The organism is Methanoregula sp. (genome assembly GCF_049690535.1).
Classification (GTDB): domain Archaea; phylum Halobacteriota; class Methanomicrobia; order Methanomicrobiales; family Methanospirillaceae; genus Methanoregula.
This window is the reverse complement of the sequence record NZ_JBAVMX010000125.1, coordinates 18,312-39,334: the sequence shown is the minus strand read 5'-3', so window position 1 is coordinate 39,334 and position 21,023 is coordinate 18,312. Positions and strand designations below refer to the sequence as shown.

The 21,023-nt window shown below is 58.2% G+C and carries 24 protein-coding genes; 13 read left to right on the top strand and 11 right to left on the bottom strand.

Annotated features, from left to right (window positions below; genetic code table 11):
- The first annotated feature begins 19 nt into the window (after nt 1–19).
- The 3 genes from WCE46_RS10045 to WCE46_RS10035 all read left to right on the top strand — a co-directional run bounded on the left by WCE46_RS10045 (nt 20) and on the right by WCE46_RS10035 (nt 2,253).
- Nucleotides 20–334, top strand: a complete 315-nt coding sequence (locus WCE46_RS10045; protein WP_424733576.1) for a hypothetical protein — start codon at nt 20–22, stop codon at nt 332–334.
- Nucleotides 335–374: 40 nt separating this feature from the next.
- Entirely contained in the window at nt 375–1,376 is a 1,002-nt protein-coding gene (gene fen, locus WCE46_RS10040; protein WP_424733575.1) for a flap endonuclease-1, read from the top strand.
- A gap of 406 nt (nt 1,377–1,782) precedes the next feature.
- On the top strand, nt 1,783–2,253 hold the full coding sequence (locus tag WCE46_RS10035) for a redoxin domain-containing protein (RefSeq protein ID WP_424733574.1): 471 nt from the start codon (nt 1,783–1,785) through the stop codon (nt 2,251–2,253).
- Between the two features lie 90 nt (nt 2,254–2,343).
- Here the strand turns inward: WCE46_RS10035 and WCE46_RS10030 are convergent, their stop codons facing one another.
- On the bottom strand, nt 2,344–2,685 hold the full coding sequence (locus WCE46_RS10030) for a DUF3147 family protein (RefSeq protein ID WP_424733573.1): 342 nt from the start codon (nt 2,683–2,685) through the stop codon (nt 2,344–2,346).
- A 115-nt stretch (nt 2,686–2,800) separates the two neighbouring features.
- On the bottom strand, nt 2,801–3,403 hold the full coding sequence (locus WCE46_RS10025; protein ID WP_424733572.1) for a hypothetical protein: 603 nt from the start codon (nt 3,401–3,403) through the stop codon (nt 2,801–2,803).
- A gap of 153 nt (nt 3,404–3,556) precedes the next feature.
- On the opposite strand from WCE46_RS10025, the gene WCE46_RS10020 reads away from it, so the two are divergent.
- Together WCE46_RS10020 and WCE46_RS10015 are read left to right on the top strand one after the other, a co-directional pair.
- Nucleotides 3,557–4,768, top strand: coding sequence for a YcaO-related McrA-glycine thioamidation protein (locus WCE46_RS10020; RefSeq protein ID WP_424733571.1), 1,212 nt, complete (start codon nt 3,557–3,559; stop codon nt 4,766–4,768).
- Nucleotides 4,731–5,384 (top strand): TfuA-related McrA-glycine thioamidation protein, encoded by a 654-nt coding sequence (locus WCE46_RS10015; RefSeq protein ID WP_424733570.1) that lies wholly within the window; start codon nt 4,731–4,733, stop codon nt 5,382–5,384. Before WCE46_RS10020 ends, WCE46_RS10015 begins: the two co-directional genes overlap by 38 nt.
- Nucleotides 5,385–5,647: 263 nt before the next feature.
- Here WCE46_RS10015 and WCE46_RS10010 read toward each other — a convergent pair whose 3' ends face one another.
- The 6 genes from WCE46_RS10010 to WCE46_RS09985 all read right to left on the bottom strand — a co-directional run bounded on the left by WCE46_RS10010 (nt 5,648) and on the right by WCE46_RS09985 (nt 11,552).
- On the bottom strand, nt 5,648–6,244 hold the full coding sequence (locus WCE46_RS10010; protein ID WP_424733569.1) for a CDP-alcohol phosphatidyltransferase family protein: 597 nt from the start codon (nt 6,242–6,244) through the stop codon (nt 5,648–5,650).
- Nucleotides 6,241–6,753 (bottom strand): adenylate kinase family protein, encoded by a 513-nt coding sequence (locus WCE46_RS10005; RefSeq protein ID WP_424733568.1) that lies wholly within the window; start codon nt 6,751–6,753, stop codon nt 6,241–6,243. Before WCE46_RS10005 ends, WCE46_RS10010 begins: the two co-directional genes overlap by 4 nt.
- A complete protein-coding gene (gene hisC / locus WCE46_RS10000; RefSeq protein WP_424733567.1) occupies nt 6,750–7,805 on the bottom strand; it encodes a histidinol-phosphate transaminase in 1,056 nt (351 codons plus the stop codon). The genes WCE46_RS10005 and hisC overlap by 4 nt, the downstream gene beginning before the upstream one ends.
- Nucleotides 7,777–8,928 (bottom strand): aspartate aminotransferase family protein, encoded by a 1,152-nt coding sequence (locus WCE46_RS09995; RefSeq protein WP_424733566.1) that lies wholly within the window; start codon nt 8,926–8,928, stop codon nt 7,777–7,779. Before WCE46_RS09995 ends, hisC begins: the two co-directional genes overlap by 29 nt.
- A gap of 112 nt (nt 8,929–9,040) precedes the next feature.
- A complete protein-coding gene (guaA, locus tag WCE46_RS09990) occupies nt 9,041–9,958 on the bottom strand; it encodes a glutamine-hydrolyzing GMP synthase (protein ID WP_424733565.1) in 918 nt (305 codons plus the stop codon).
- A gap of 13 nt (nt 9,959–9,971) precedes the next feature.
- On the bottom strand, nt 9,972–11,552 hold the full coding sequence (locus tag WCE46_RS09985) for a CTP synthase (RefSeq protein ID WP_424733564.1): 1,581 nt from the start codon (nt 11,550–11,552) through the stop codon (nt 9,972–9,974).
- 165 nt (nt 11,553–11,717) lie between these two features.
- Here WCE46_RS09985 and WCE46_RS09980 point away from each other — a divergent pair, with 165 nt between their 5' ends.
- Together WCE46_RS09980 and WCE46_RS09975 are read left to right on the top strand one after the other, a co-directional pair.
- Nucleotides 11,718–11,945: a hypothetical protein gene (locus tag WCE46_RS09980; RefSeq protein ID WP_424733563.1), complete on the top strand. Its 228-nt coding sequence runs from the start codon at nt 11,718–11,720 to the stop codon at nt 11,943–11,945.
- An 80-nt stretch (nt 11,946–12,025) separates the two neighbouring features.
- On the top strand, nt 12,026–12,742 hold the full coding sequence (locus WCE46_RS09975) for a tetratricopeptide repeat protein (protein ID WP_424733562.1): 717 nt from the start codon (nt 12,026–12,028) through the stop codon (nt 12,740–12,742).
- A gap of 24 nt (nt 12,743–12,766) precedes the next feature.
- Here the strand turns inward: WCE46_RS09975 and WCE46_RS09970 are convergent, their stop codons facing one another.
- On the bottom strand, nt 12,767–13,183 hold the full coding sequence (locus tag WCE46_RS09970; RefSeq protein ID WP_424733561.1) for a PaaI family thioesterase: 417 nt from the start codon (nt 13,181–13,183) through the stop codon (nt 12,767–12,769).
- Between the two features lie 120 nt (nt 13,184–13,303).
- Between WCE46_RS09970 and WCE46_RS09965 the strand changes: the two genes are divergently transcribed.
- The 6 genes from WCE46_RS09965 to WCE46_RS09940 all read left to right on the top strand — a co-directional run bounded on the left by WCE46_RS09965 (nt 13,304) and on the right by WCE46_RS09940 (nt 18,381).
- The gene (locus WCE46_RS09965) at nt 13,304–13,561 is read left to right on the top strand and encodes a hypothetical protein (protein ID WP_424733560.1); all 258 of its coding nucleotides are present in this window, start codon (nt 13,304–13,306) and stop codon (nt 13,559–13,561) included.
- A gap of 87 nt (nt 13,562–13,648) precedes the next feature.
- Nucleotides 13,649–13,879, top strand: coding sequence for a hypothetical protein (locus WCE46_RS09960; RefSeq protein ID WP_424733559.1), 231 nt, complete (start codon nt 13,649–13,651; stop codon nt 13,877–13,879).
- Nucleotides 13,880–13,982: 103 nt separating this feature from the next.
- The gene (locus WCE46_RS09955) at nt 13,983–14,690 is read left to right on the top strand and encodes a dolichyl-phosphate beta-glucosyltransferase (protein WP_424733558.1); all 708 of its coding nucleotides are present in this window, start codon (nt 13,983–13,985) and stop codon (nt 14,688–14,690) included.
- Nucleotides 14,687–16,507: a tetratricopeptide repeat protein gene (locus WCE46_RS09950; protein WP_424733557.1), complete on the top strand. Its 1,821-nt coding sequence runs from the start codon at nt 14,687–14,689 to the stop codon at nt 16,505–16,507. The genes WCE46_RS09955 and WCE46_RS09950 overlap by 4 nt, the downstream gene beginning before the upstream one ends.
- A complete protein-coding gene (gene brxD / locus WCE46_RS09945; protein WP_424733556.1) occupies nt 16,488–17,789 on the top strand; it encodes a BREX system ATP-binding protein BrxD in 1,302 nt (433 codons plus the stop codon). Before WCE46_RS09950 ends, brxD begins: the two co-directional genes overlap by 20 nt.
- Nucleotides 17,790–17,841: 52 nt before the next feature.
- Nucleotides 17,842–18,381, top strand: a complete 540-nt coding sequence (locus WCE46_RS09940) for a hypothetical protein (RefSeq protein ID WP_424733555.1) — start codon at nt 17,842–17,844, stop codon at nt 18,379–18,381.
- 34 nt (nt 18,382–18,415) lie between these two features.
- Here WCE46_RS09940 and hisD read toward each other — a convergent pair whose 3' ends face one another.
- Together hisD and WCE46_RS09930 are read right to left on the bottom strand one after the other, a co-directional pair.
- Nucleotides 18,416–19,699 carry a histidinol dehydrogenase gene (hisD, locus tag WCE46_RS09935; RefSeq protein ID WP_424733554.1) on the bottom strand — a complete coding sequence of 428 codons (1,284 nt, stop codon included), beginning with the start codon at nt 19,697–19,699 and terminating at the stop codon, nt 18,416–18,418.
- 104 nt (nt 19,700–19,803) lie between these two features.
- Nucleotides 19,804–20,958, bottom strand: a complete 1,155-nt coding sequence (locus WCE46_RS09930; protein ID WP_424733553.1) for a putative sulfate/molybdate transporter — start codon at nt 20,956–20,958, stop codon at nt 19,804–19,806.
- Between the last annotated feature and the right edge of the window lie 65 nt (nt 20,959–21,023).

Here is a 21,023-nt window from a genome sequence, read left to right as displayed (position 1 = left end):
CGCTCTATCATCTAAAAGCATGGACATTCCCGAGTACTTCCCCGACATCCTGCTCACGGCAGTCATGGTGATCTCCACCCTTGTTCTCATCCTGCGGTTCTGGCAGGACCTGATAATTGCGATTGCGGCCGCCCTTATGATGCTCTCGCTTGGAGGGCTGTTTTTGTCCCTCCAGATCAAGGTGCGGAACCTCGAAACAAACGTGATCACCCGGGAGCGAATGCTGCGCTCAAACCTTGAGGAGATCTCCACCCATATGACTGCGGAGTATGACAAGACCACCGCCCACCTTGAGGACCTAGTAACCGAGCTCTCGAAGCGGGTGTACAAATAAGAGCCGGGCCGGCCTAACGGTACGGCAGGAGAGAAGAGTCATGGGTGTCGCACTCCGGGATATTATCGCTGACTACAAGGTGCCGGTCACCTGGGAGGGGCTTTCCGGGGTGGCGGCGGTCGATGCGAACAACGCGCTCTACCAGTTTTTGACGATCATCCGGCAGCCGGACGGGACGCCGCTGATGGACCATCACGGACGGGTGACCTCCCACCTCTCGGGGATCCTTTTCAGGATGGTTAACTTCCTCGAAAAAGGGGTAAAACCGGTCTTTGTCTTTGACGGGAAGCCACCCGAACTCAAGGAGGCCACAAACGCGGAGCGCCGCAAAAACCGGGACGAGGCCGGGATAAAGTGGAAGGAGGCCGTGGAGCGGGGCGATGACGAGGAGGCGTACAAGCAGGCCCGGTCGTCGACCCGGGTGGACGAAACGATCCTTGCGACATCAAAGGAGCTGCTCGGTCTCATGGGCATCCCGTATGTGCAGGCCCCGACCGAGGGGGAGGCACAAGCGGCCTTCATGGTGCAGAGAGGCGACGCCCGGTACGCGGTCTCGCAGGACTACGATACGCTCCTCTTTGGCACCCCCCTTCTTGTGCGCAACCTCACGGTGAGCGGGAAGCGGAAGATCCGGGGCCGGGTCGTGACCGTGAACCCGGAGCGGGTGGTGCTCGCGGACGTGCTTGCCGGCCTGAAACTGACCCGGGAGCAGCTCATCGAGGTCGGAATCCTTGTCGGGACCGACTTTAACCCGGGCGCCGATGGCGTGGGGGCAAAGACTGCGTTAAAGATCGTGCAGAAGGGTGAGTTTACTACAAAACTTGCCGAGAAATGCCCGGGTTTTGACCCGGCGCCGGTGATGGACTTTTTCCTCCGCCCACCAGTGACAAACGAGTATTCCTTAACATGGGGCCACCCGGACGCGGAGGGGATCAAACGCCTGCTCTGTGATGGATACGATTTTGCCGAGGAACGGGTCGATGCGGCGCTCGAACGGTACACGGTCAAAGCCGGGCAGAAGACGCTCGAAAGCTGGTTTTAAAAACGGTGTCCACGTCCGGATGAGCTGGGGGGAGGGTACCCCCACCCGGACCGGCAACAGGGGAGGGGGGTGATCCCCCCTCTCAGGTCAAACATGGTGGGGGGGTACCCCCTACCCCTCCCCCCATAGGTCCGGATATTTTTAAAAAAGTTCGGGTCATGAGCTGAGGATTCCGGAAAATGACCAGTGGTTCCCAAAAAAGGGTCGTTACCACTCTTCAGTCATACTTCCAGAACAACGCCGGGTTCTGCTGCCGGATCTGCCAGCGGCTGATGCGCTAGTTACTCGGTCAATATCCGGTTGCGGGCCCGTTAGCCGGCACCCGAGTGCTACGGCATTCCTGCCCCCACCCAAACCCTGATAGCCTTATGGCACAAGATGCTCCCTTTAACAGGAGATACCAGCCATGCAATCGGTCATAGTACAGCCGGGCGACCCGGCACGGAACTTCTCGTTAAAAGACCAGAACGACAAAACCTTCGATCTCTACGAGCAGGCCAAAAAACGCTCCCTCCTCTCGTTCCACCCCCTCGCGTGGACAGAGTTCTGCGCTGCCCAGATGAAGTCGCTGGAGGACAATCTGGACGAATTTACCCGGCTAAACTGCATCCCGGTCGGGATCAGCGTGGATTCCCGGCCCTGCAAGCAGGCGTGGGCAAAGAGCCTCGGCATCACGCGGACACCGCTCCTGTGCGACTTCTGGCCGCACGGGGCCGTGGCAGAGAGGTACGGGCTCTTCCGGGAAGAGAACGGGTTCTCGGAGCGGGCGAACGTGATCGTGGACGAACAGCAGAAAGTCATCTTCGTCAAAGTCTACCCGGTGCACTCGGTGCCGGATATTCAGGAGATCCTGCGGTTCCTGCAGGGAACAGCATAAGCGGGACTGGACCAGGAGACCGATTCCCTCTTTTTACTCCCATACCCGGAGCCTTCCATGAAACTCATGCCGGGGGCACGGATCATCCATTCAGATCACGGCAAGGATCTGGTTTATCACGACGACGGCCGTAAGCCAGACCCCAAGAGCCCCGCCAAAACTGGGAATGAGCGGGTAGCGTGCCATGAGAAGATAGAGGGTGATGAGGAAGAGCAGGGAAGGGATGGCAAACCAGAACGCTCCCAGGACCAGCTGCCGACTCGTCGCCTGCCCTGCCTCGGAATACGTAAAGACGATCGCAAGCGAGGTGATGATCGGGGCCGCCACAAGGATACCCCCGTACTTCGGGCTGACCTGATCGGCAAGGAGCGTCACCCCGACAATGACACCGCCGCCGATGAAAAATTTCAGGAGAAGATAGGTATAATCCATAACTCATACCACCGTTGCCGCGGGGAGATAATATAGCCGGGGGTCGTCCCATTCTGAGGATAATATCAGGGGTTCTGCCAGCCGCACCGGAAGAGTTGTTATTGTTCGCTCAGGGTCAGGTAGGGATAACCGTCACCTTCAGGATAGTAAGGTTATAGGTGTCAAACGTCGTCGTATAATCGAGCCGGTCGTTAAACACATAGTTGTTAATCCGAAAATCAAATGACGACGTACCGTACGGAAACATCCTCACGGTGTCGTAGGCCGTCGCCTTGGGTTTATCCGGGGAGTAGGCACCGTACATGTCCACCCTCATATCAACCCATACAGGATAGCTGGTGGTCGATTCAAGCGTCCCGTATATATCGACATTGCCGGTGGTGACGGTACCGGTCTGGTCATAGGAGAGCGGCTCAATATGAAAATTGTTACTGTAGATATGTATTGACGAGATCGTCGGCAGGGGGTGCTTATCGACAGTCTGCGTGGCGACAGGGCTGGGCGTTGGTGTGGGAGGTGAGATTGTCACCGGCAGCTGCACCGGAACGGCAACTATCGTGCCCCCGACAGGAGCAGGGGCAGGAAGTAGGGTAATGACAGGGATAATTTCTGTCGGGACAACGGTCGTATTCCCGTCAGGCCGGCTCACGGTACAACCGGCCGAAAGGAGGACCAGGACGACGAGCATACCAGGCAGGAAATGTTTCCCGTGCATCATATCCGTAAACGTCCTTTGGTGGAGATAATTGTTTGGGCAGGGGAGCGCCGGGGAATTTCTCAATAGCCGAAAAATGAACATGTATAAACCACAATAACGTGAAACCTCATTGAAAGGACAATCCCGTCCGCACGAGAACTCCCGGTGACTTCCATGCTCATTTCCTCCTGCAAGAAGACCTACAACCACGAGACCCAGCGGGCAGTACCGCTCGCAGCAACCCTCGCACGCATCGAACCAAAGGTGCCGGCCGCAGGCATCACCCGGGTCGCCGACATCACCGACCTCGACCGGATCGGCATCCCGGTCTTCTCCTGCATCCGGCCGACCGCGGACGACGGGGCGATCACGGTCTACAACGGCAAGGGTGCAACCGTCGAGGAATCGCGGATCTCGGCGATCATGGAAGGCATCGAGCGGTACTCCTCGGAGATCCACGACCGTAAGGTCCAGCTGGACACCTTTGAGATGCTCGACGGGCGCGAACCGGTCGTCAACCCCAAGGATCTCATCCTCCCCACCGACACCGAACCCGGCCACGTGCTCCCCTGGGTCGAGGGCTGGGATATCGCAAACGACGAACGGGTGCTCGTGCCGGCGCAGGCGGTCTTCCACCCGCTCCCGAGGAACTTCCGGCAGATCTTCCGCACCTCCACAAATGGCCTTGCCTCGGGAAACACCCGGGAGGAGGCAATCTTCCACGCACTCTCGGAAGTGATCGAACGGGACGCATGGTCGCTTGTCGAGGCCTGCCGTGACACCGGCCCGGCGGTGACCGGGGTCACCGACCCGGTGCTCGCAGACATGCAGAAGAAGTTTCGTGATGCGCAGGTCGAGGTCACCCTGCGGGACATCACCAGTGACATCGGTATCCCCACCATGGCAGCGGTGGCAGACGATGTGCTCCTTAAAGACCCCACGCTCCTTACCATCGGGATCGGCACCCACACGAGCGCACGGATCGCTGCGATGCGGGCGCTCACCGAGGTGGCACAGAGCCGGCTCACCCAGATCCACGGCGCACGCGAGGACACGACGACCGCTGATCTCAGGAAAAAGATGGGCTACGACCGGGCAAAACGGATCAACGGGTACTGGTTCAAGGACAACGGGACGGTGGACTACGGCACCCTCCGGTCGTTTGACAGCGACGACTTCGCAACGGACATCCGGTTTGCCATTGAGGCCCTGAAAAAACAGGGACTCGAACGGGTGATTGTCGTCGACCTGACCCGGGAGGAGATCGGGGTGCCGGTCGTCAGGGTGATCGTCCCGGGACTCGAAGCCTACGCGATGGACCCGGAGCGGAGGGGAGACAGGGTTAAACATGCCAAAAATCATCGTCTTTCTCGGGCCAAGCCTTGATCTCCCTGCAGCGGAGAGGATACTCGCCGCAGAATACCGGCCGCCCGCAAAACGAGGCGACATCCTTGCCGCGGTCGCGGACGGCGCGGATATCATCGGCCTCATCGACGGTGTCTTCCACCAGGACTGTGCCGTTGCCCACCGAGAGATCCTTGCTGCGGTAAAAAAAGGCATAAAAGTGGTCGGCGCGTCCAGCATGGGAGCGCTCCGGGCCGCCGAGATGGACACTCTCGGGATGACCGGCGTCGGGAAGATCTACCGGATGTACAAAGACGGTACGCTCGTCTCCGATGATGAGGTGGCGCTCGTCTTTGACCCGGTCTCGGGCTATTCACTTTCAGAACCGCTCATCAACATCCGCTGCACGCTCAAAAAAGCCGAGGCTGCCGAAGTTATTACCCCGGCGGCGCACAGAGCACTTCTTGCCGCCGCCCATGCCGTCTTCTACCCGCAGCGAACCTACGCGAAGATTGTTGCCGTCGCAGGCAACACCATTTCCCCGGCGACAAAAGAGCGGTTCCTTGCCTTTGCCGCCACCTCCCCGGCCGACCAGAAACGAGAGGATGCAGTAGCGGCGCTGGAGTATATCCGGGATCTGGCGGCAAAAGGCACGTAAAAATAACGCACCACTTTTTCCGAATCTTTCAGATACGTTATGAGGGTGACCCCCTCACACCCCCAGAGAGGGAGGTTGCCCAAGGGGTAAGACCCTTTGACCCCCATGGATTGTCCCGTTATAAGAAATCTCCCGCTAACTTTCTGAGAGACTATCGCTACATGGGGGATGCCTCAAGCGTGCGGGGGCGGAGGCACTCATGCCGTAGCCCCAGAGAGCGTCGACGTAAACGGGGAAGGTTACAACAGAATAAAAAAAGGTGATTATTCCAGTTTAAGCCACACATACCCGAACCGCTGGAACGCGGTGACATGGCCGAAGACCCCGAAGAGGAGGAGGAGCCAGCCAAGCAGGTTCAGACAGTAGATCGTCATCGGGAAGAAAATGAAGACAATCCCCACCACCATGATCAGCACGAGCCGGTCAGCCCGGCCGAGCACCCCGGCATAGACCCGGCCAACGCCGACGGCCTGCGCTTGCGTGCCCAGGTACGAGGACATGAGGACACCGGTGAGCGCGAGCACCCCCACCGGCCAGGGCACGAGGCCGCTCGCAAAGATACCGGTGATGATGAAGATATCAGCGTACCGGTCGACTGCATGGTCGAGGAAGTCGCCCCGCAGGCTCTGGTTCTTCATCTCCCGGGCAACGGCACCGTCCATCGCATCGCAGAAGGCATTCACTGCAACTGCAAGGACGGCCCAGATCTCCAGCCGGAAAAAGAAGAGAATGCCGGCTACCGCTGATGCCGCAAGGGCGGCGATCGTCAGGATGTTCGGCGTGATCCTGCACCGGATGGCAAACCGCACGAGCGGGTCGAAGTAGACCTTCACGTGCGGGCGGTACTGGTCAAGCGTCATGATGATACCCCTGCAAATGCCGACCAGTCAAGCGTCCCGAACGAGGCAGGGAGCTCGCCCCGGTAAAACTGTTCAATCGTATCTGCGCAGGCAGCAGGGTTTTTGTCGGTCGTGTCCAGTTCAAAAATCTCGTCAGGCTCATACTGTTCCACCGTCTCGATCAGGCAGACATCGAGCGCCTCGGCATCCCGGTTCTCACCAATTTTTTCCTTTGAATACCCGCGGGCTGCAAGCCGGGCGGCAAGCGTGTCGGGCCGCAGGCGCATCACCACGATCCGGTCACAGGGCAGCAGGTGGGCAAAGTGTCCCTCGACAAAACCGTCGAAGGGCACGAACTCGTCTGCCATCCGGTCGGTATCGATGAGCTGCGTGTCCCGCTCATGATCTTTTCCCTGAACGTAGGGCTGCACGATATCCGTGATGTGAACCACCCGGTACCCCCGGCGGGCCAGTTCATCGGCCACGGTCGACTTCCCGGTCCCCGGCGTCCCGGTGATGCCGCACATCATAAGGCGTTTAACTCCCGGATAAACAACTCATTCTCCCAGTCTTCTCCGACACTCACACGGATATAATGATCCGCGAGCCCCGTAAAACTTCTGCACGAGCGCACGAGCACATGGCGTGCGGCAAGTTTCTCCACGATTTCATCGCCGGTATGCGGCGCCACATCCACCATCACGAAGTTTGCATCAGAGAGGAGCACCGGGAATTTCAGTTCAGCGGCGAAGCGCTTCCGCCACACCTGCACCTGTGCGATATACCGGGCGGCATGATCTTTATCGGAAAGCGCCGCCGATGCCGCTGCTGCCGAGACCGAGTTCACCGTAAACGGCGTACCTGCCCGCAGGTAGAACGGATGGAGCCAGGCCGGGACAAACGCGTACCCGATCCGAAGGCCGGCAAGCGAGTGTACCTTCGAGAACGTCCGGCCGATCACAAGGTTGTCATACTTCTTCATCAGGGGCAGGTAATCGATGCCCGAGAACTCGACGTACGCGTTGTCGAGGAAGAGGATCCCCTTGATCTCATCGAGCACCCGCTGCACATCATCGACAGATGTCGCGTTGCCGGTCGGGTTGTTTGGGGTACAGAGAACGATAATCTTCGCTTCCTTTCCTGCCCGTATGAGGGCATCGGTATCGACCGAAAAATCCGGCCGGCGCGGCACCGTTACAACCCGCGCACCCTGCGCCTGTGCAGCAAGCCCGTAGAACGAGAAAGTGGGTGCCGATATCGCCACCGTCTCCCCGGGATCGACAAATGTCCGGATCAGGGTCTCAATCACCCCGTCCATCCCGACACCGGTCACAAAGGTATAATCGCCGTAATATGCCCGGAGGGCCGTAACGAGCACGTCCACCCGCTCGTCGGGGTACCGGTTCGCGGAAAGGACCGCTGCCTGCGCTGCCGCTACCGCTGCCGGTGACGGGGCTTCAGGGTTCTCGTTACTGGCAAGCCGGGCGATATGCACGTCGCCCGCACCGTGTGCATTGCTTCCCGCCTTTTTTGCGAAAACATATCCGCCCTGCCTATAGCATGACCTTACCAAGCGCTCCATCGATCACCTTCACCGCACGGTCGATCTCGGCGTCCGAGATCACAAGCGGCGGGACGAGCCGCAGGTTCCCGTCAGCCGCACAGTTCACGAGTACGCCTTCCTCAGCGCACTCCTGTTGCACCATTGCACATTTATCCCCGACCGAGATCCCGATCATCAGTCCCCGGACCCGGGGGTGGTAACGGGCGAGACCCGTACGGAACCGCTCCCCCTTGCGGGCGATGTCCGGCAGGATCTGCTCCAGCACCCCGATCGTGGCAAGCCCCGCCGCACAGGCAACCGGCCCGCCAGCAAAGGTACTGCCATGCTCGCCTTTGGTAAACTCCAGCCCATCGCGGGCAACGAGTGCCCCCATCGGAAAACCGCTTGCAATTCCTTTTGCAAGCGTCACGATATCAGGCTCCACCTTCGTATGCTGGATCGCCAGCCATTTTCCGGTCCGGCCCATACCGGTCTGGACTTCATCGACAATCATGAACGTCCCGGTCTTATCGCAGACCTCTCGTATCCCTTCAAGGAAACTGTCTTTGGGGATGATGACGCCGGCTTCACCCTGGATCGGTTCGACAATGACCGCTGCGGTGTCGCCGTCAACAGCCTTTTTGAGGGCATCAAGGTTCCCGTACTCCACGAAGGTGGTCGGGAGGCCAAGAGGCTCGAAGGGCTCCCGGGCCGCAGGCTTGTGGGTCACGGCAAGCGACCCGATCGTCCGGCCGTGGAACCCGTGGGTGAACGCCACAAACTTCCGCTTTTTTGTCCTGACCCGGGCGAGTTTGAGGGCACCATCGCTCGCCTCGGCTCCCGAGTTTGAGAAGAAGGCCTTTTTGAGGCCGGTGATCTCTACGATCTTTTTTGCGAGCTCGCCCTGGTGGGGAGTATAGTAGAGGTTGGAGCAATGGATGAGCTCGTGCACCTGGTCGCAGATCGCTTTTACCACTGCCGGGTGGCAGTGCCCGGTGCTGCAGACGGCAATGCCGGCCACGCAGTCGATGTATTCCTTTCCGGTGCCATCCCAGACGTTTGCACCTTTTCCGCGGACAATTGCCATGTTCCGCGAGAAAGCGGGCATATAATACTGGTCGTCAAGCGCTTTGTACTGGCTTGTAATATCGGTATTTTTCATGGGTATCACATGAGTTCTTATAATTTCGGAGGTTTCCTGTTTGTTTTCCGGGGAATACTGGCAGGTATTCCAGACTGCCCCGACATCCTGGATTTTTATAGGGACAACGGGGTTACTCGTACTCGATCGTCGCCGGCGGTTTTGGGGTAATGTCGTAGACCACCCGGGCAACACTCGGGATCTCGGCAGTAATTCTCGCACCGATTCTCACAAGATCGGCAAACGGGATGTCGAGGGGATCGGCGGTCATGCCGTCACGGGAGTTCACGGCCCGGATTGCAACGATCCACCCGTGGATCCGGTTGTCTCCTTTCACCCCGGTCCCGAGACCGATGAGAGCAGCAAAGCACTGCCACGGGTGGTACTGCTCGACGATCTCGGACTCGGTGATCCAGTTCGCCTCCCGGATCACTGCAGCCTTTTCCCGGGTGACCTCCCCAAGGATGCGGACGGCAAGGCCCGGCCCGGGAAATGGCATCCGGTGCTGAATCTCCTTGGGCAGGCCGAGTGCTCCCGCAACCTCCCGGACTTCGTCCTTGTAGAGGTCGCGGATCGGTTCGATCACTTTGGTAAATGCTGTCTCAAGGGGCATCCCGCCGACGTTATGATGGCTTTTTATGCCCCCCTCGCTCTCGATCCGGTCCGGGTAGATCGTGCCCTGGAGCAGGCACGTGGCACCCGATTTTTTTGCCTCCCGTTCGAAGACGCGGATGAAGCGCTCGCCAATTGCCTTGCGCTTCTCCTCGGGGTCGGTGATCCCGGCAAGCGCCGCGAAGAATTCATCGCTGGCGTCGATCACCTCGAGACGTATGTCCGAAAAGACCATCTTTATCCGTTCGGTCTCACCCTTGCGCATCAGGCCGGTATCGATATAGATCGGGATCAACCGGTCGCCGATCGCCCGGGCGGCAAGCGCGGCGCAGACCGAGCTGTCGACACCGCCCGAGAGTGCCATCACGACTTTATCGGTGCCGGCAGCCTTTTTGATCTCCTCAATTGCCTGTGGGATGAACTTCTCTGGTTTGACCATGACTGTCGCCTGCCTATTTTGTCCGCTTGTTTGCCCGGCATGCCTCGACAAACCCGAGATAGGAGGGCGAGGGGCGCGTCGGCCGTGACCTGAATTCGGGGTGGAACTGCGTTGCAAAGAAGAACGGGTGGCCGGGGAGTTCGAGACACTCCATCCGGTTCCTGTTCGTCGCCGAAAAGACCAGCCCCTCTTTTTCCAGCGTCTCGATATACCGGGGGTTTACTTCGTACCGGTGCCGGTGGCGTTCGACGATCTGCTTCTGTCCGTAGAGTTTCATCGCAAGGGTGCCGTCCCGGATATCTGAGGTGTAGTCCCCAAGGCGCATCGTGCCGCCCAGTTCGGTCACGCTCTCCTGCTCGGGGAGGAGCGCGATCACGTGCGAGCCCTCCCCGAACTCCTCGCTGGTGGCATCTTCTATCCCGCACTTGTGCCGGGCAAATTCGATGGTCGCAAGCTGGAACCCGAGGCAGAGACCCAGGAACGGGATGTTGTTCTCCCGGGCAAACTGTATCGCCTCGATCTTGCCCTCGATGCCCCGCTTTCCGAACCCTCCCGGGATGAGAATGCCATCGTAGTCCTTGAGCTGGTTGCGCTCGTACCGCTCCGCATCCAGCCATGCAATCTTCACCTCGGTCGAGAGCGACCGGCCCGCATGCTTGAGCGCTTCCTTGATGCTGATATAGACGTCCTCTATGCCGTACTTGCTCACGATCGCAACCGTCACCCGGTTTGTGTATTCCTTGGTAACCAGACGGTACCATGAAGGGTCGGTTTCTTTCTTCTCAAGGGAGAGGATGGATGAGAGGACATCCGCGATCCCCTCCTTTTCCATCTCCATGGGAACCTCGTAGGTATCAGCTGCGGTGGCAGCCGAGATGACCGCACTGATGGGGAGATCGCAGAACGCCGAGATCTTGCGCTTGGTGTTGGCACCGACCACCCGTTCACTCCTGCAAACGATGATATCTGCATGGAGCCCGAGTTCCCGGAGGGCTTTTACCGAGTGCTGGGTGGGTTTTGTCTTTAAGTCTCCCATCGCGTCCTCAGGAACGAGCGTGACATGGATCAGGACGTAGTCGTGCGCGGGAAGCTCGCCCCGCATCTGCCGGACGGCTTCCAGAAACGGCATGCTCTCGATATCGCCGACCGTCCCACCTACCTCGACAAGGCACACCTCTGCCTTCGTGCCGTCAGGGAACTCCTCTTCGGCCGCCTGCTGGATGCAGGTCTTGATCTGGTCGGTGATGTGGGGGATGATCTGGACGGTCTCTCCCAGGAAATCGCCCCGGCGTTCCTTGTCGATGACCGTGCGGTACACTTTGCCGGTCGTGATGTTATGCGAGGCCGTAAGCTCGATATCGAGGAAACGCTCGTAGTTACCAAGATCGAGATCGACTTCGCTCCCGTCCTTGAGGACAAAGACCTCGCCATGCTGGGCAGGGTTCATTGTCCCGGCATCGATATTCAGGTACGGGTCGATTTTTACGGCCGTCACCCGGTACCCCCGGTTTTTCAGGATACGTCCGACTGAGGCGGCTGTGATCCCTTTCCCCAGGCCGCTCATAACACCACCGGTGACAAAAATGTACTTCACGTGATCTCCCCGAATGCATACCATTTGAGCCGCATTCCCTATTATTATTATCTTATCGACGGGATAGAACGGCGAGGCCGGATCCTAGTGAGGGGTTTTACCGGATTTCCTGTACCACGCGTGAAAACGACCGACTTTATAATATCAGGAGAACTATTCACCGGCATGCACGCCAGGTACCTGGTACCGTTTCTGGAGAGGTGTGCCATCGTTGCCGGGATTGCAGGTCTTATTATTCTTGCAGCAGCGGGATTCGCGGCCACGCTCCCGGCCGGGTATGTAGATGCGCTGGTCCGGCAGAATATACTTAATTCATCACTTTTCTCGATCGCCTGGCTCGCCATCGGGGCATTCTGCGGATCGATCATGCTCTACCTCTGGTTCCTCCGGTGAATAGCACGGCGGGCAACCCGGGCAAAGATCCCGGCTTGCCAAAGCAAGATTGATGTCAGGACAGCACCCATATACCGGGTATGAAACGAGGGCAGATTCTCGGTATTCTGGCACTTCTTCTGGTGTGTGCCATAATGATCATTCCCGCCATGGCCGCGAACGAGACCACCCCCACGGATGCTGCCACGGGTTACTACAACGCGGCAGTGCAGTTACTGGGAGGCAAGGACTATTCAGGCGCGATTGTACTCTTCGATAAGGCACTCGCATCGAATACGACCATGATCCAGACCACAGATGCACTCCTCTACACGTACCAGGGCAAGTCCTATGCACAAATCCAGCTGGGCAATTATTCTGATGCGATAACGACCAGTGATGCCGGGCTCGCGGAGTATCCCAATGACGACATGCTCTGGAACAACAAGGGGTATGCCCAGTACAACCTCGGGAAATACACGGACGCGGTGACCTCGTATAACCAGGCGCTTGCCAATAATGCAAACTACACCGGCGCCATGATCAACAAGGGAGACGCACTGGTAAAACTCGGGAACTACCAGGACGCCATAACCTCGTACAAAGCAGCACTTGCAACCGATCCCGGCAACAGCGAGGCGACAACGAAGCTTGCTGCTGCACAGAACGCCGCTCCTTCTATACCGCCGGTTGCCCTGATCGTTCTCGCTCTCGTGGTGGTTATTGTCGCAGCAGGTGTCGCATATTATGCCACGAGAAAGGCAGCCGCCGCGGAAGAACCGGATAAAAAAGCAGGCACCAAGAAAAATAAAAAATGAGAGAAAAACTTTTTTCTTTTTATATTATTTGCATACCGTCACGGCAAATGAGGCGGTGGTCCGGGAGAGCATCGTCTTATCGGTGTCATCCATCCTGACCTCTCCCTCGCAGAACGCGACACGCCGCCCTTTCCGGATCACCCGGCCCTCAGCAAGGATCACGCCCTCCCGCACACCCTTGATAAAACTCGTGGACTCGGAGATGGTCGCTATCCCTTCGGTTGTTTCCAGCATAGGGTAGAGTGCAAGAGCCATCGCCTCATCGGCAAGCGCCACGAGCATCCCTCCCTGCAGCCAGCCGACACCGTTGTGCATATCGGGCCGGACTGCCATTTTCAGCGTAGCCCTGCCTTCCTCAGCACAGACGACCTCGATCCCTGTCAGGCAGAAGAAGGGATTTGCATATTTCCCATCTTTTTTTATATTCTCCAGATAGGTCATGGTACTCAGGGGAGATGTCTGGAATGCAAGGGGATTAAAGTTGTCGTGAGAGAGTGGAATGGGATCCTCCCGAACCTATATGAGATCCAAAACCGTAAACGGTGGACCGGTGATAGCAGAATGCCCCTTACCACAGCTGAATACAATAAAGGCACCGAAGGGATAAATGAAATCGAGGCCCTGCTCAGGGCGCATCCCAACACCGCGTACTCCCTCCACGAGATCGAGGAGGCACTCATCGGGCCCGGGATGAACCGCACAAAGCACCTCGATGTGTTCATCGCCGACCTGGCGCTGCTTGCCCCGCTCCTCTTTACGGAAAAGAAGATCGGGCACCGGGTGATCGACGGTGTCCCGTACTTCCGGTGGCAGGGATAAGGCAGCCGATCCTCCGCTTTTTTTTCTTCGTGACCCCCGTTTAGGGGCACGCCTTCCTTAAATACCGGCACGTCTGAAGTAGAGAGTATGGAAGATCCGGAACTCAAAAGCATGCTCGCCGACATGATCTGGCTTGACGCGCTGATCGCAACCGAGCTTATCCAGGTAACCGAGAACACCTCTGCCATACTGCGCAAGTCCCCGCCCCCGGAGACCTGCCTGAAGGATCACCAGGCGCTCAGGGCAACCGCGCTTGCCATCGCGGAGAAATACCATAAAGACACGGCACTCGCCCGGCATCTGGGCAAACACCAGTAATATTATTGGCGATCTCCACCCAACGGTACTGGATTAAACCGCTGCCGGGCCCGTGATTTTTGAACCTGCAGATGAAAGAACCTCCGTAAATGTACTGCCTGCCATGTCACCTGCCCCCACGATAAAATACAGTCTGGTCATCCCCGCCTACAACGAGGAAAAGCGGATACCTGACCTCTTTGTGGCCCTCACGCAGTTCGAGGGGGAGTTTATTGTTGTCTGCGACGGGAACGATGGCACTGCAGACGTGGTGGAGGCGATAGCACAACGCCGTCCCGACCTCTCCATCCGCTGCCTGCGTTTTTCCACCCGGCTCGGAAAGGGCGGGGGAGTGATTGCAGGACTTGCCGCCGCTCAGGCACCGCTCGTGGGATACGTGGATGCCGATGGTTCCACGAGTGTCGACGAGATCTGCCGGCTCTTCGGACATCTCTCCTCTTCAGATGTGGTCATCGGTTCCCGGTGGGTACCGGGTTCGCAGCAGGAGATTCGGCAGGGATGGCTGCGCCGGCTGGAGAGCCGGGGCTTCAACCTGATTATCCGGCTTCTGTTCGGCCTTTCCTTCCACGATACGCAGTGCGGGGCAAAAGTTTTTACAAAATCCGCGGTCGATGCTGTACTACCCCGGCTTATTGCACGGGGTTTTGAGTTCGACGTCGAACTGATCTGGAGGCTGAAACGGGCCGGGTACCGGATTGAGGAGGTGCCGGTCACATGGCAGAACAAGGGGGATTCCCGGGTCAGGAAAGGGGACATGATAAGGATGCTTGCCGGTCTTCTCAGGGTCCGGCTCCATCCAGGCACGCCATGATACCGGCAACAGCAGATAAACAGCATAAAGATGCATTCATGCTGTATGCCGAGGGAAAATACCAAGAATCACTCGACTTGTGCAACCGGCTGCTCGAAACGACCCGGGACCCTGCGCTGGAAATCCTTGCGGCCACCAACCTGTTCTCCCTTGGAAAACTGGAGGAGGCAGAGGTATATTTCCGGGATCTTGCCCGGAAAATGCCAGAGTCGTCTCATGTCCACAGTTATCTTGCAAAAGTGCTCGAACAGCGGGGCGACGAGGGGGCAATTGCAGAGTACGCGGCGGCGGTCAGGCTTGATCCCGATAACCAGGATGCCCTGCGCAGCTATGCGGCAAGTCTGCTTGCAGGAAATGATTGCCGGGGGGCACTCCCGGTTTTAAAACGGCTCTACGTGCTCGGGAAACGGCCTGACGACTGCCGGAACCTGGCCACTGCCCTCACCCGGACCGGGCGGGCAGAGGAAGCCTGTGCCCTGTACCAGTCTCCCGTAGCCGGGCACACAAAAAGCCGGGAATATATCGAAGCGCTCTGTGCAGCCGGGAGGTACCGGGAAGCAGCGGATGAGGCCCGGGGGCTCTGCGATGAATCACACGATCCGGCCATCATCCGGCTCTATCTTGCCGCACGGGCCGGCGCAGATGCCGCCACCGCTCCCGAGGCCTACGCATCGTCTCTCAAAGAAGTTCCTGACCCCGGTATCTTTCTCGATTATACGCTCCTGTTACGGGAAAGGGGAGAACATCTCCGGGGGCTTGCCGCCGTAAAAAAACTGATCGCGATCGATAATAAACCACAGCACCATCTCATCGCATGCGAACTCTCTGCGGCGCTCGGCGATCATGCAAACACCCTTCTGGCATACGAGAACCTGATCCGTAAGGAACTGGATGCACCATGCCCGGCAGAGACTTTCAGGCAGATCCTGATATCTTACCGGGGATACATCAGGTCACAGTTCCCGCCGGAACAGGCCCTCACACGGTTTCTTTCGCTTGTCCCGGGCGACACGAACGTGGTCTCTCTCACAGAGACCGCGGAGCTGTACCGGGAACAGGGGGATCCCGGCGAGGCCCGGTCCTGGTATTACCGGGCATACCGCGCCGATTACATAAACGGCGGGTTGCCGTACGCAGAGTTCCTTGCCTCGCAGGGGGACGACCGCGAATCCGAGAAGGTCCTGCTCTATATTCTTGCAAATGTCAGGAAACTGGCCGACCTCTGCCGGATTGCAGCAGCCGTGACAAAAAATGAGGGGACACTCCACCGGATGAGACGATTCACGGGAGAACTGATCCGGCGCCTTGAAGAGCGGAGGGATATGCTGGGATCAGAGGTACGGGAGTGCCTTGCCGCGGCGTACCGGAGCGCGGCCGCCGATGCGCTGTCCCGGGAGGACTATGCGGCCTGCATGCACGACTGTCTCTGCGGTATTGATGCGCTGCCCGCGTACTCCGGTAACTGCCGTCCTGACGATTTTCTTGTGTTGGTACAGCAGTGCAAACCGCAGATGCTCACGGACTGCCCGGTCGTAAAGGCCCAAGCGCCCGTCACGGGGAAAAAGACTGAGTCACTCCGGCCGGTACAGGCCATGAGCGAGATCATGGCGCTCACGGAGCCCGAACAGAAGATCCTCGTTTTCCTTGCCACCCACAGGAGGGCGAGCGAGACAGACCTGCGCAGGCTGCTGGACACCCGCAGGGTTGCCGGGATCGTAAACGCCCTGATTCGTAAATCGGCAACGCAGGGGATTATGCTTATTGAAAAAAAAGGTATGAGTGCGGAAGGGGAGGTCTATGAATATTCCGGAACCTGAACAGACAGCCCGGCGCCGGCACCAGAGCCTCAACATCATAAACGCGCTCAGGAGGGGTACCGTACCTGCGGATGGCCTGGAACGGATTGCAGTCGGATTTTACATGGAAGAGGGCGTGATCGCCCGGCAGCTGGACTATGTGGCTGAAGGAGGGGGAGACCTCAAGTTTATCCGGGGGGATTACGGGAGCGGCAAGACGTTTTTTGTCGCCCGCGCCCTTGAGATCGCCGGCACCAAAAATTTTGTCACTGTCCACGTTTTTGTCTCCCCCCAAGCCCCGCTCTCGAAACCAAAAGCGCTCTACCAGCAGATCTGTGCGAATCTCAAAACAAACGAGACAGAGCACGCGCTCAAGACTATCGTGGACAACTGGCTCTTTGCGATCGAAGAGCGGCTGATCGCAACGGGCAGCGGCAGCGTGGAGGACGCTCTTCTCGAAGCGGCAACGGAAAAGGAGATCGAGACGGCTCTTGCTGGTATCAGCGAAAAGAACAGCGCCCTTGCCGCCGCGCTGCGCACCTACTACCGGGCAAACAACGCCGGCAACTTCCCTATTGCCCAGGCAGCCATCGGTTGGATCGCAGCAGAGCCTACGGTCGGGCGCGACTTCAAACAGGAAGCAGGTATCAAAGGAGAGGTCGACGACGCCACCGCGTTTCTCTTCCTTTCAGGACTTGTCGAGATCCTCCACGGTGCAGGATACAAGGGGCTTGCGATTGCGATCGATGAACTGGAGACCACGCAGGGGCTCCAGCGGAACCAGCGGGAGAGAAGTTACCAGACACTCGCCCGGATCATCGATGCACTCGATGCCGGCAGGATGCCGCACTGTTATTTCCTGTTCACCGGCACCCCTGCATTCTTCGACGGGTCGCGGGGTATACGATCGGTAACGCCTCTGTACGACCGGATCAGCGTGGCCGAGACCGGCGCCTACAAAAACCCCCGCCAGCCCCAGATCCACCTTGCCCGGTTCGATACCGGCAAACTCGAACTGGTTGCCCTCAAGGTCGTTGACGTGTATTCGCAGGCGTTCAGGGAAGTCGACCGGGAGAAAGTTACCCACCGGTTCATCCGGGCCATGATCAAAAAGATCACCGGCCGGTTCGGTGGCAGGGTAGATGTGATCCCGCGGATATTCTTAAAAGAGTTTGTCGATGTCCTGGACAAGTGCGAGCTCTACGAGGATTACAACCCGGCCGACGGTTATGAGTTCGAAGCCGATCACCTAAAAGGGGAACTCAAAGCAGAGGAAGAGGCAGTCATGGTCGTGGAATTTTAAAAAAATTCCCCTTATGATACTGTTTTATCGTTTCAGCTGGAAGGGTACTGGTATGAAAGGGTGGTTCTGTCCGCTGGCAGCAGGTCTGTTCCTCATCCTTATCGCAATAGTTCCAGCGGGAGCGCAGACTGTCGTCACCATCAATGCCACCCCTTCCGTGGTGCATATCGGGGACATGGTCACCCTCAACGGCACGATCTCGGGCATCCAGACCATCGCGGTCTACCTCTTTTTGACCGGGCCGGATCTGGACTCCCGGGGCGTCACGCTGGAGAATCTCAATATACCGGCGGGGCACGGCCTCTTTACCACTGCACCCGTGAATATGACGGACGGTACTTGGGTGTATCACTGGGACACCTCCATCATCCTCGGGAACATGAACCCAGGGAAGTACACGGTCTATGTAGTAACCACCCCCATCGACCGGGAGCGGTTCAGCCACGGGGGTTACGCTTCGGCTGACATTCTCTTCCAGCCCCCGGAGACAGAACCCACACCAGTGCCCCTCTCCCCGGGGATAGCAATAGCCGCGCTCGGGATCACTATCGTCACCGGCTCGTGCATGATCCGCCGGCTGAAAACCGCATAAAGAAAAAATCCCGGGGAAAACCCGGTCCGACACGTCAGCAGCCTGAATCACTCTTCCGATCGCCCTTCTTTTCCTGCCGCCGCACCCGCACGGACTGTGCGTGGGCATAAAGACCCTCCGCAGTGGCAAGGGTTTCGATAATGTCCCCGATGCTGTCAAGACCCTCTTTTGTGAGGATCTGCACCGAGGATGTCTTGCAGAAGTGGTGCACGTCAAGGCCCGAATACTGACGGGCATACCCGGCGGTTGGGAGCACGTGGTTGGTACCCGATGCATAGTCCCCGCAGGCGACCGGGGTGTATGGCCCGACAAATATCGCGCCTGCATTCTGTATGCCGCCAAGGACCGGCAGGGGATCGGTCACCTGGATGGAGAGGTGCTCGGGAGCGATGGCATTTGAGATCGCAACCGCCTCATCCAGATCACCGGCCACAATATAGCCTGAGTTTTTAAGGGCCTGTGCGATGATATCCTTTCGCGGGGCGTCTGCGGCCTGTCTTTTGATCTCGGCACTGATACGATCGGCGACAGCGGCGGATGTGGCGATGAGAATGCAGGCTGCATGAGGGTCGTGCTCGGCCTGTGCGAGGATGTCTGACGCGACATACGCCGGCACGGCATGTTCGTCCGCTATGACAGCGATCTCACTCGGGCCTGCTGGAAAATCGATCTCTGCATACTCACGGAGCATCATCTTTGCGGCGGTCACGTACACGTTACCCGGTCCCACGATCTTGTCCACCGGATCAATACTTTCGGTCCCGAGCGCCATCGCGGCAATTGCCTGCGCTCCGCCGCACTGGTAGATCTCATCCACGCCCGCGATGTCGAGAGCGACGAGCGTGAGCGGCTGGATCGGCGGCGGGGAACAGCAGCAGATTGATGGGACGCCGGCGATACGGGCAGGAACCGTGCACATGAGGGCAGTCGAGGGGTAGGCGGCACGGCCCCCGGGGATGTATGCCCCGACACGGGAGAGCGGGGTCGTCTTCACGCCAAGAGTGAGGCCGGGCTCGAGCTCATTGAGCCAGAGGCCCCGGGGCAGTTGGAGTTCGTGGAAACGGCTGATCCGGGCCTCTGCCTCCACCAGACATTCTGTAACCTGTGCATCGACCATCTCGTAGGCAGCCTCCCTTATATCCTCATCGACGGCTATCGTATCGAGATGTACCTTGTCAAATTTTTCGGACAGTTCGATGAGAGCACCATCCCCTCCCAACCGTACCTTCTCGATGATTTCCTGGACCGGGCCGTGCACTGCATCCAACCGGGAAGTACGCCGCGAGACCCAGGTTTCTACATCTACCGCGCTCCACATAGCAGAAAAACTCGGCGGGAAAGGTTGTTAAGGTTTCGTTATCCGGGCTGTATTTATCCTGCGAATGCGGCCGGGATACCTCCCGCAGGTCCCCGGTTCGGGCTTTACGCTGCGGAACCTTTCTGCGCCTGCTTCATCTTTACCAGGATGATCATGTACGCCGCAGCAATGCCGATAATAAATGCGACGGTCATTGATATGGCAAGGGCAAGTACGCCGATAACGATGGTGATGGCAAGAGAATCCGTCCTGAGGCTGTACCGGCACATCTCAATTCCCACAAAGACCAGAAGCGCCCCGAGGACTCCCACCGCCACGATGGAGAGCACCTGCGGCGAGGTAAAGAACAGGGCGAGGATGATAAAGATCAGGCCGACAATAATGCTTGCCCCGCCGGTCCGTGCACCGTAACGGTACTGCCCCGCAAGCCCGCCTGCCCCATGACACATGGGAAACCCTCCGAAGGGAACCGAGACAATATTCATGAGACCGATCGTCGTCGAGAGCTTTTTTGGAGGCACATCCTTTCCGAAGAGGTCTTTTGTCAAAAGGGAGGTTGCCAGAATCGCATTTGCGATGGTGAGTGCCACCTGGGGCAGTACGAGCGTGGAAAGAGCAGAGGGGAAATCCGTGGGGAGAGGGATCACGAGCGTGGGGGATGGGATCAGGCTGAGGGGAGGGATACCATGCAGAATAATCCCACCTATCACGCCCACCGCGATCACGCAGATAGACGAAAGGTCCGGGACTTTTTTATAATGAATAATGAGAAGAAATGCCACAATAATGGCAATACCGATAACAAAAAAGAATACATCCTTGATCACGAAGTCCACGGAGGCTTTAAAGAGGAGCAGGGCAAGCCCGAGCTGGATGCCCCGCACCACACTCTCCGGCACCCATTTTTCGATGACCGCGAAGCACCGGCCATAGCCGAGCACCAGAAAAAGCACCCCGAGAATAAGACCGGCAGCCGCGATCTCCCCGCTCCCGATCCCACCGGCGATAACGATCACCGCTATCGCCTTCATCGGTTCGAGCGGGATGGGCAGCCGGTAATAGAGCCCGGTCAGGATAAACCAAATCCCAAAAAAGAGAAGGATATATCGGGGGTTGACATCGGAGACCAGTGCGACGGCGAGGATGAGCGGGATAATCGTCCCAAAGTCCCCCAGCGATCCGGCAAACTCGGAGAGCGTAAAGCGCAGGGGGGCCGGGACTTCACCGGTCACGGACTCCTTCCCTGAACTGCAATTCATGGATCTTCTCCCCGTATAACGATACCAACGTTCTTGCGGTTAATGGTCTTTTCCTTTTTTACAGG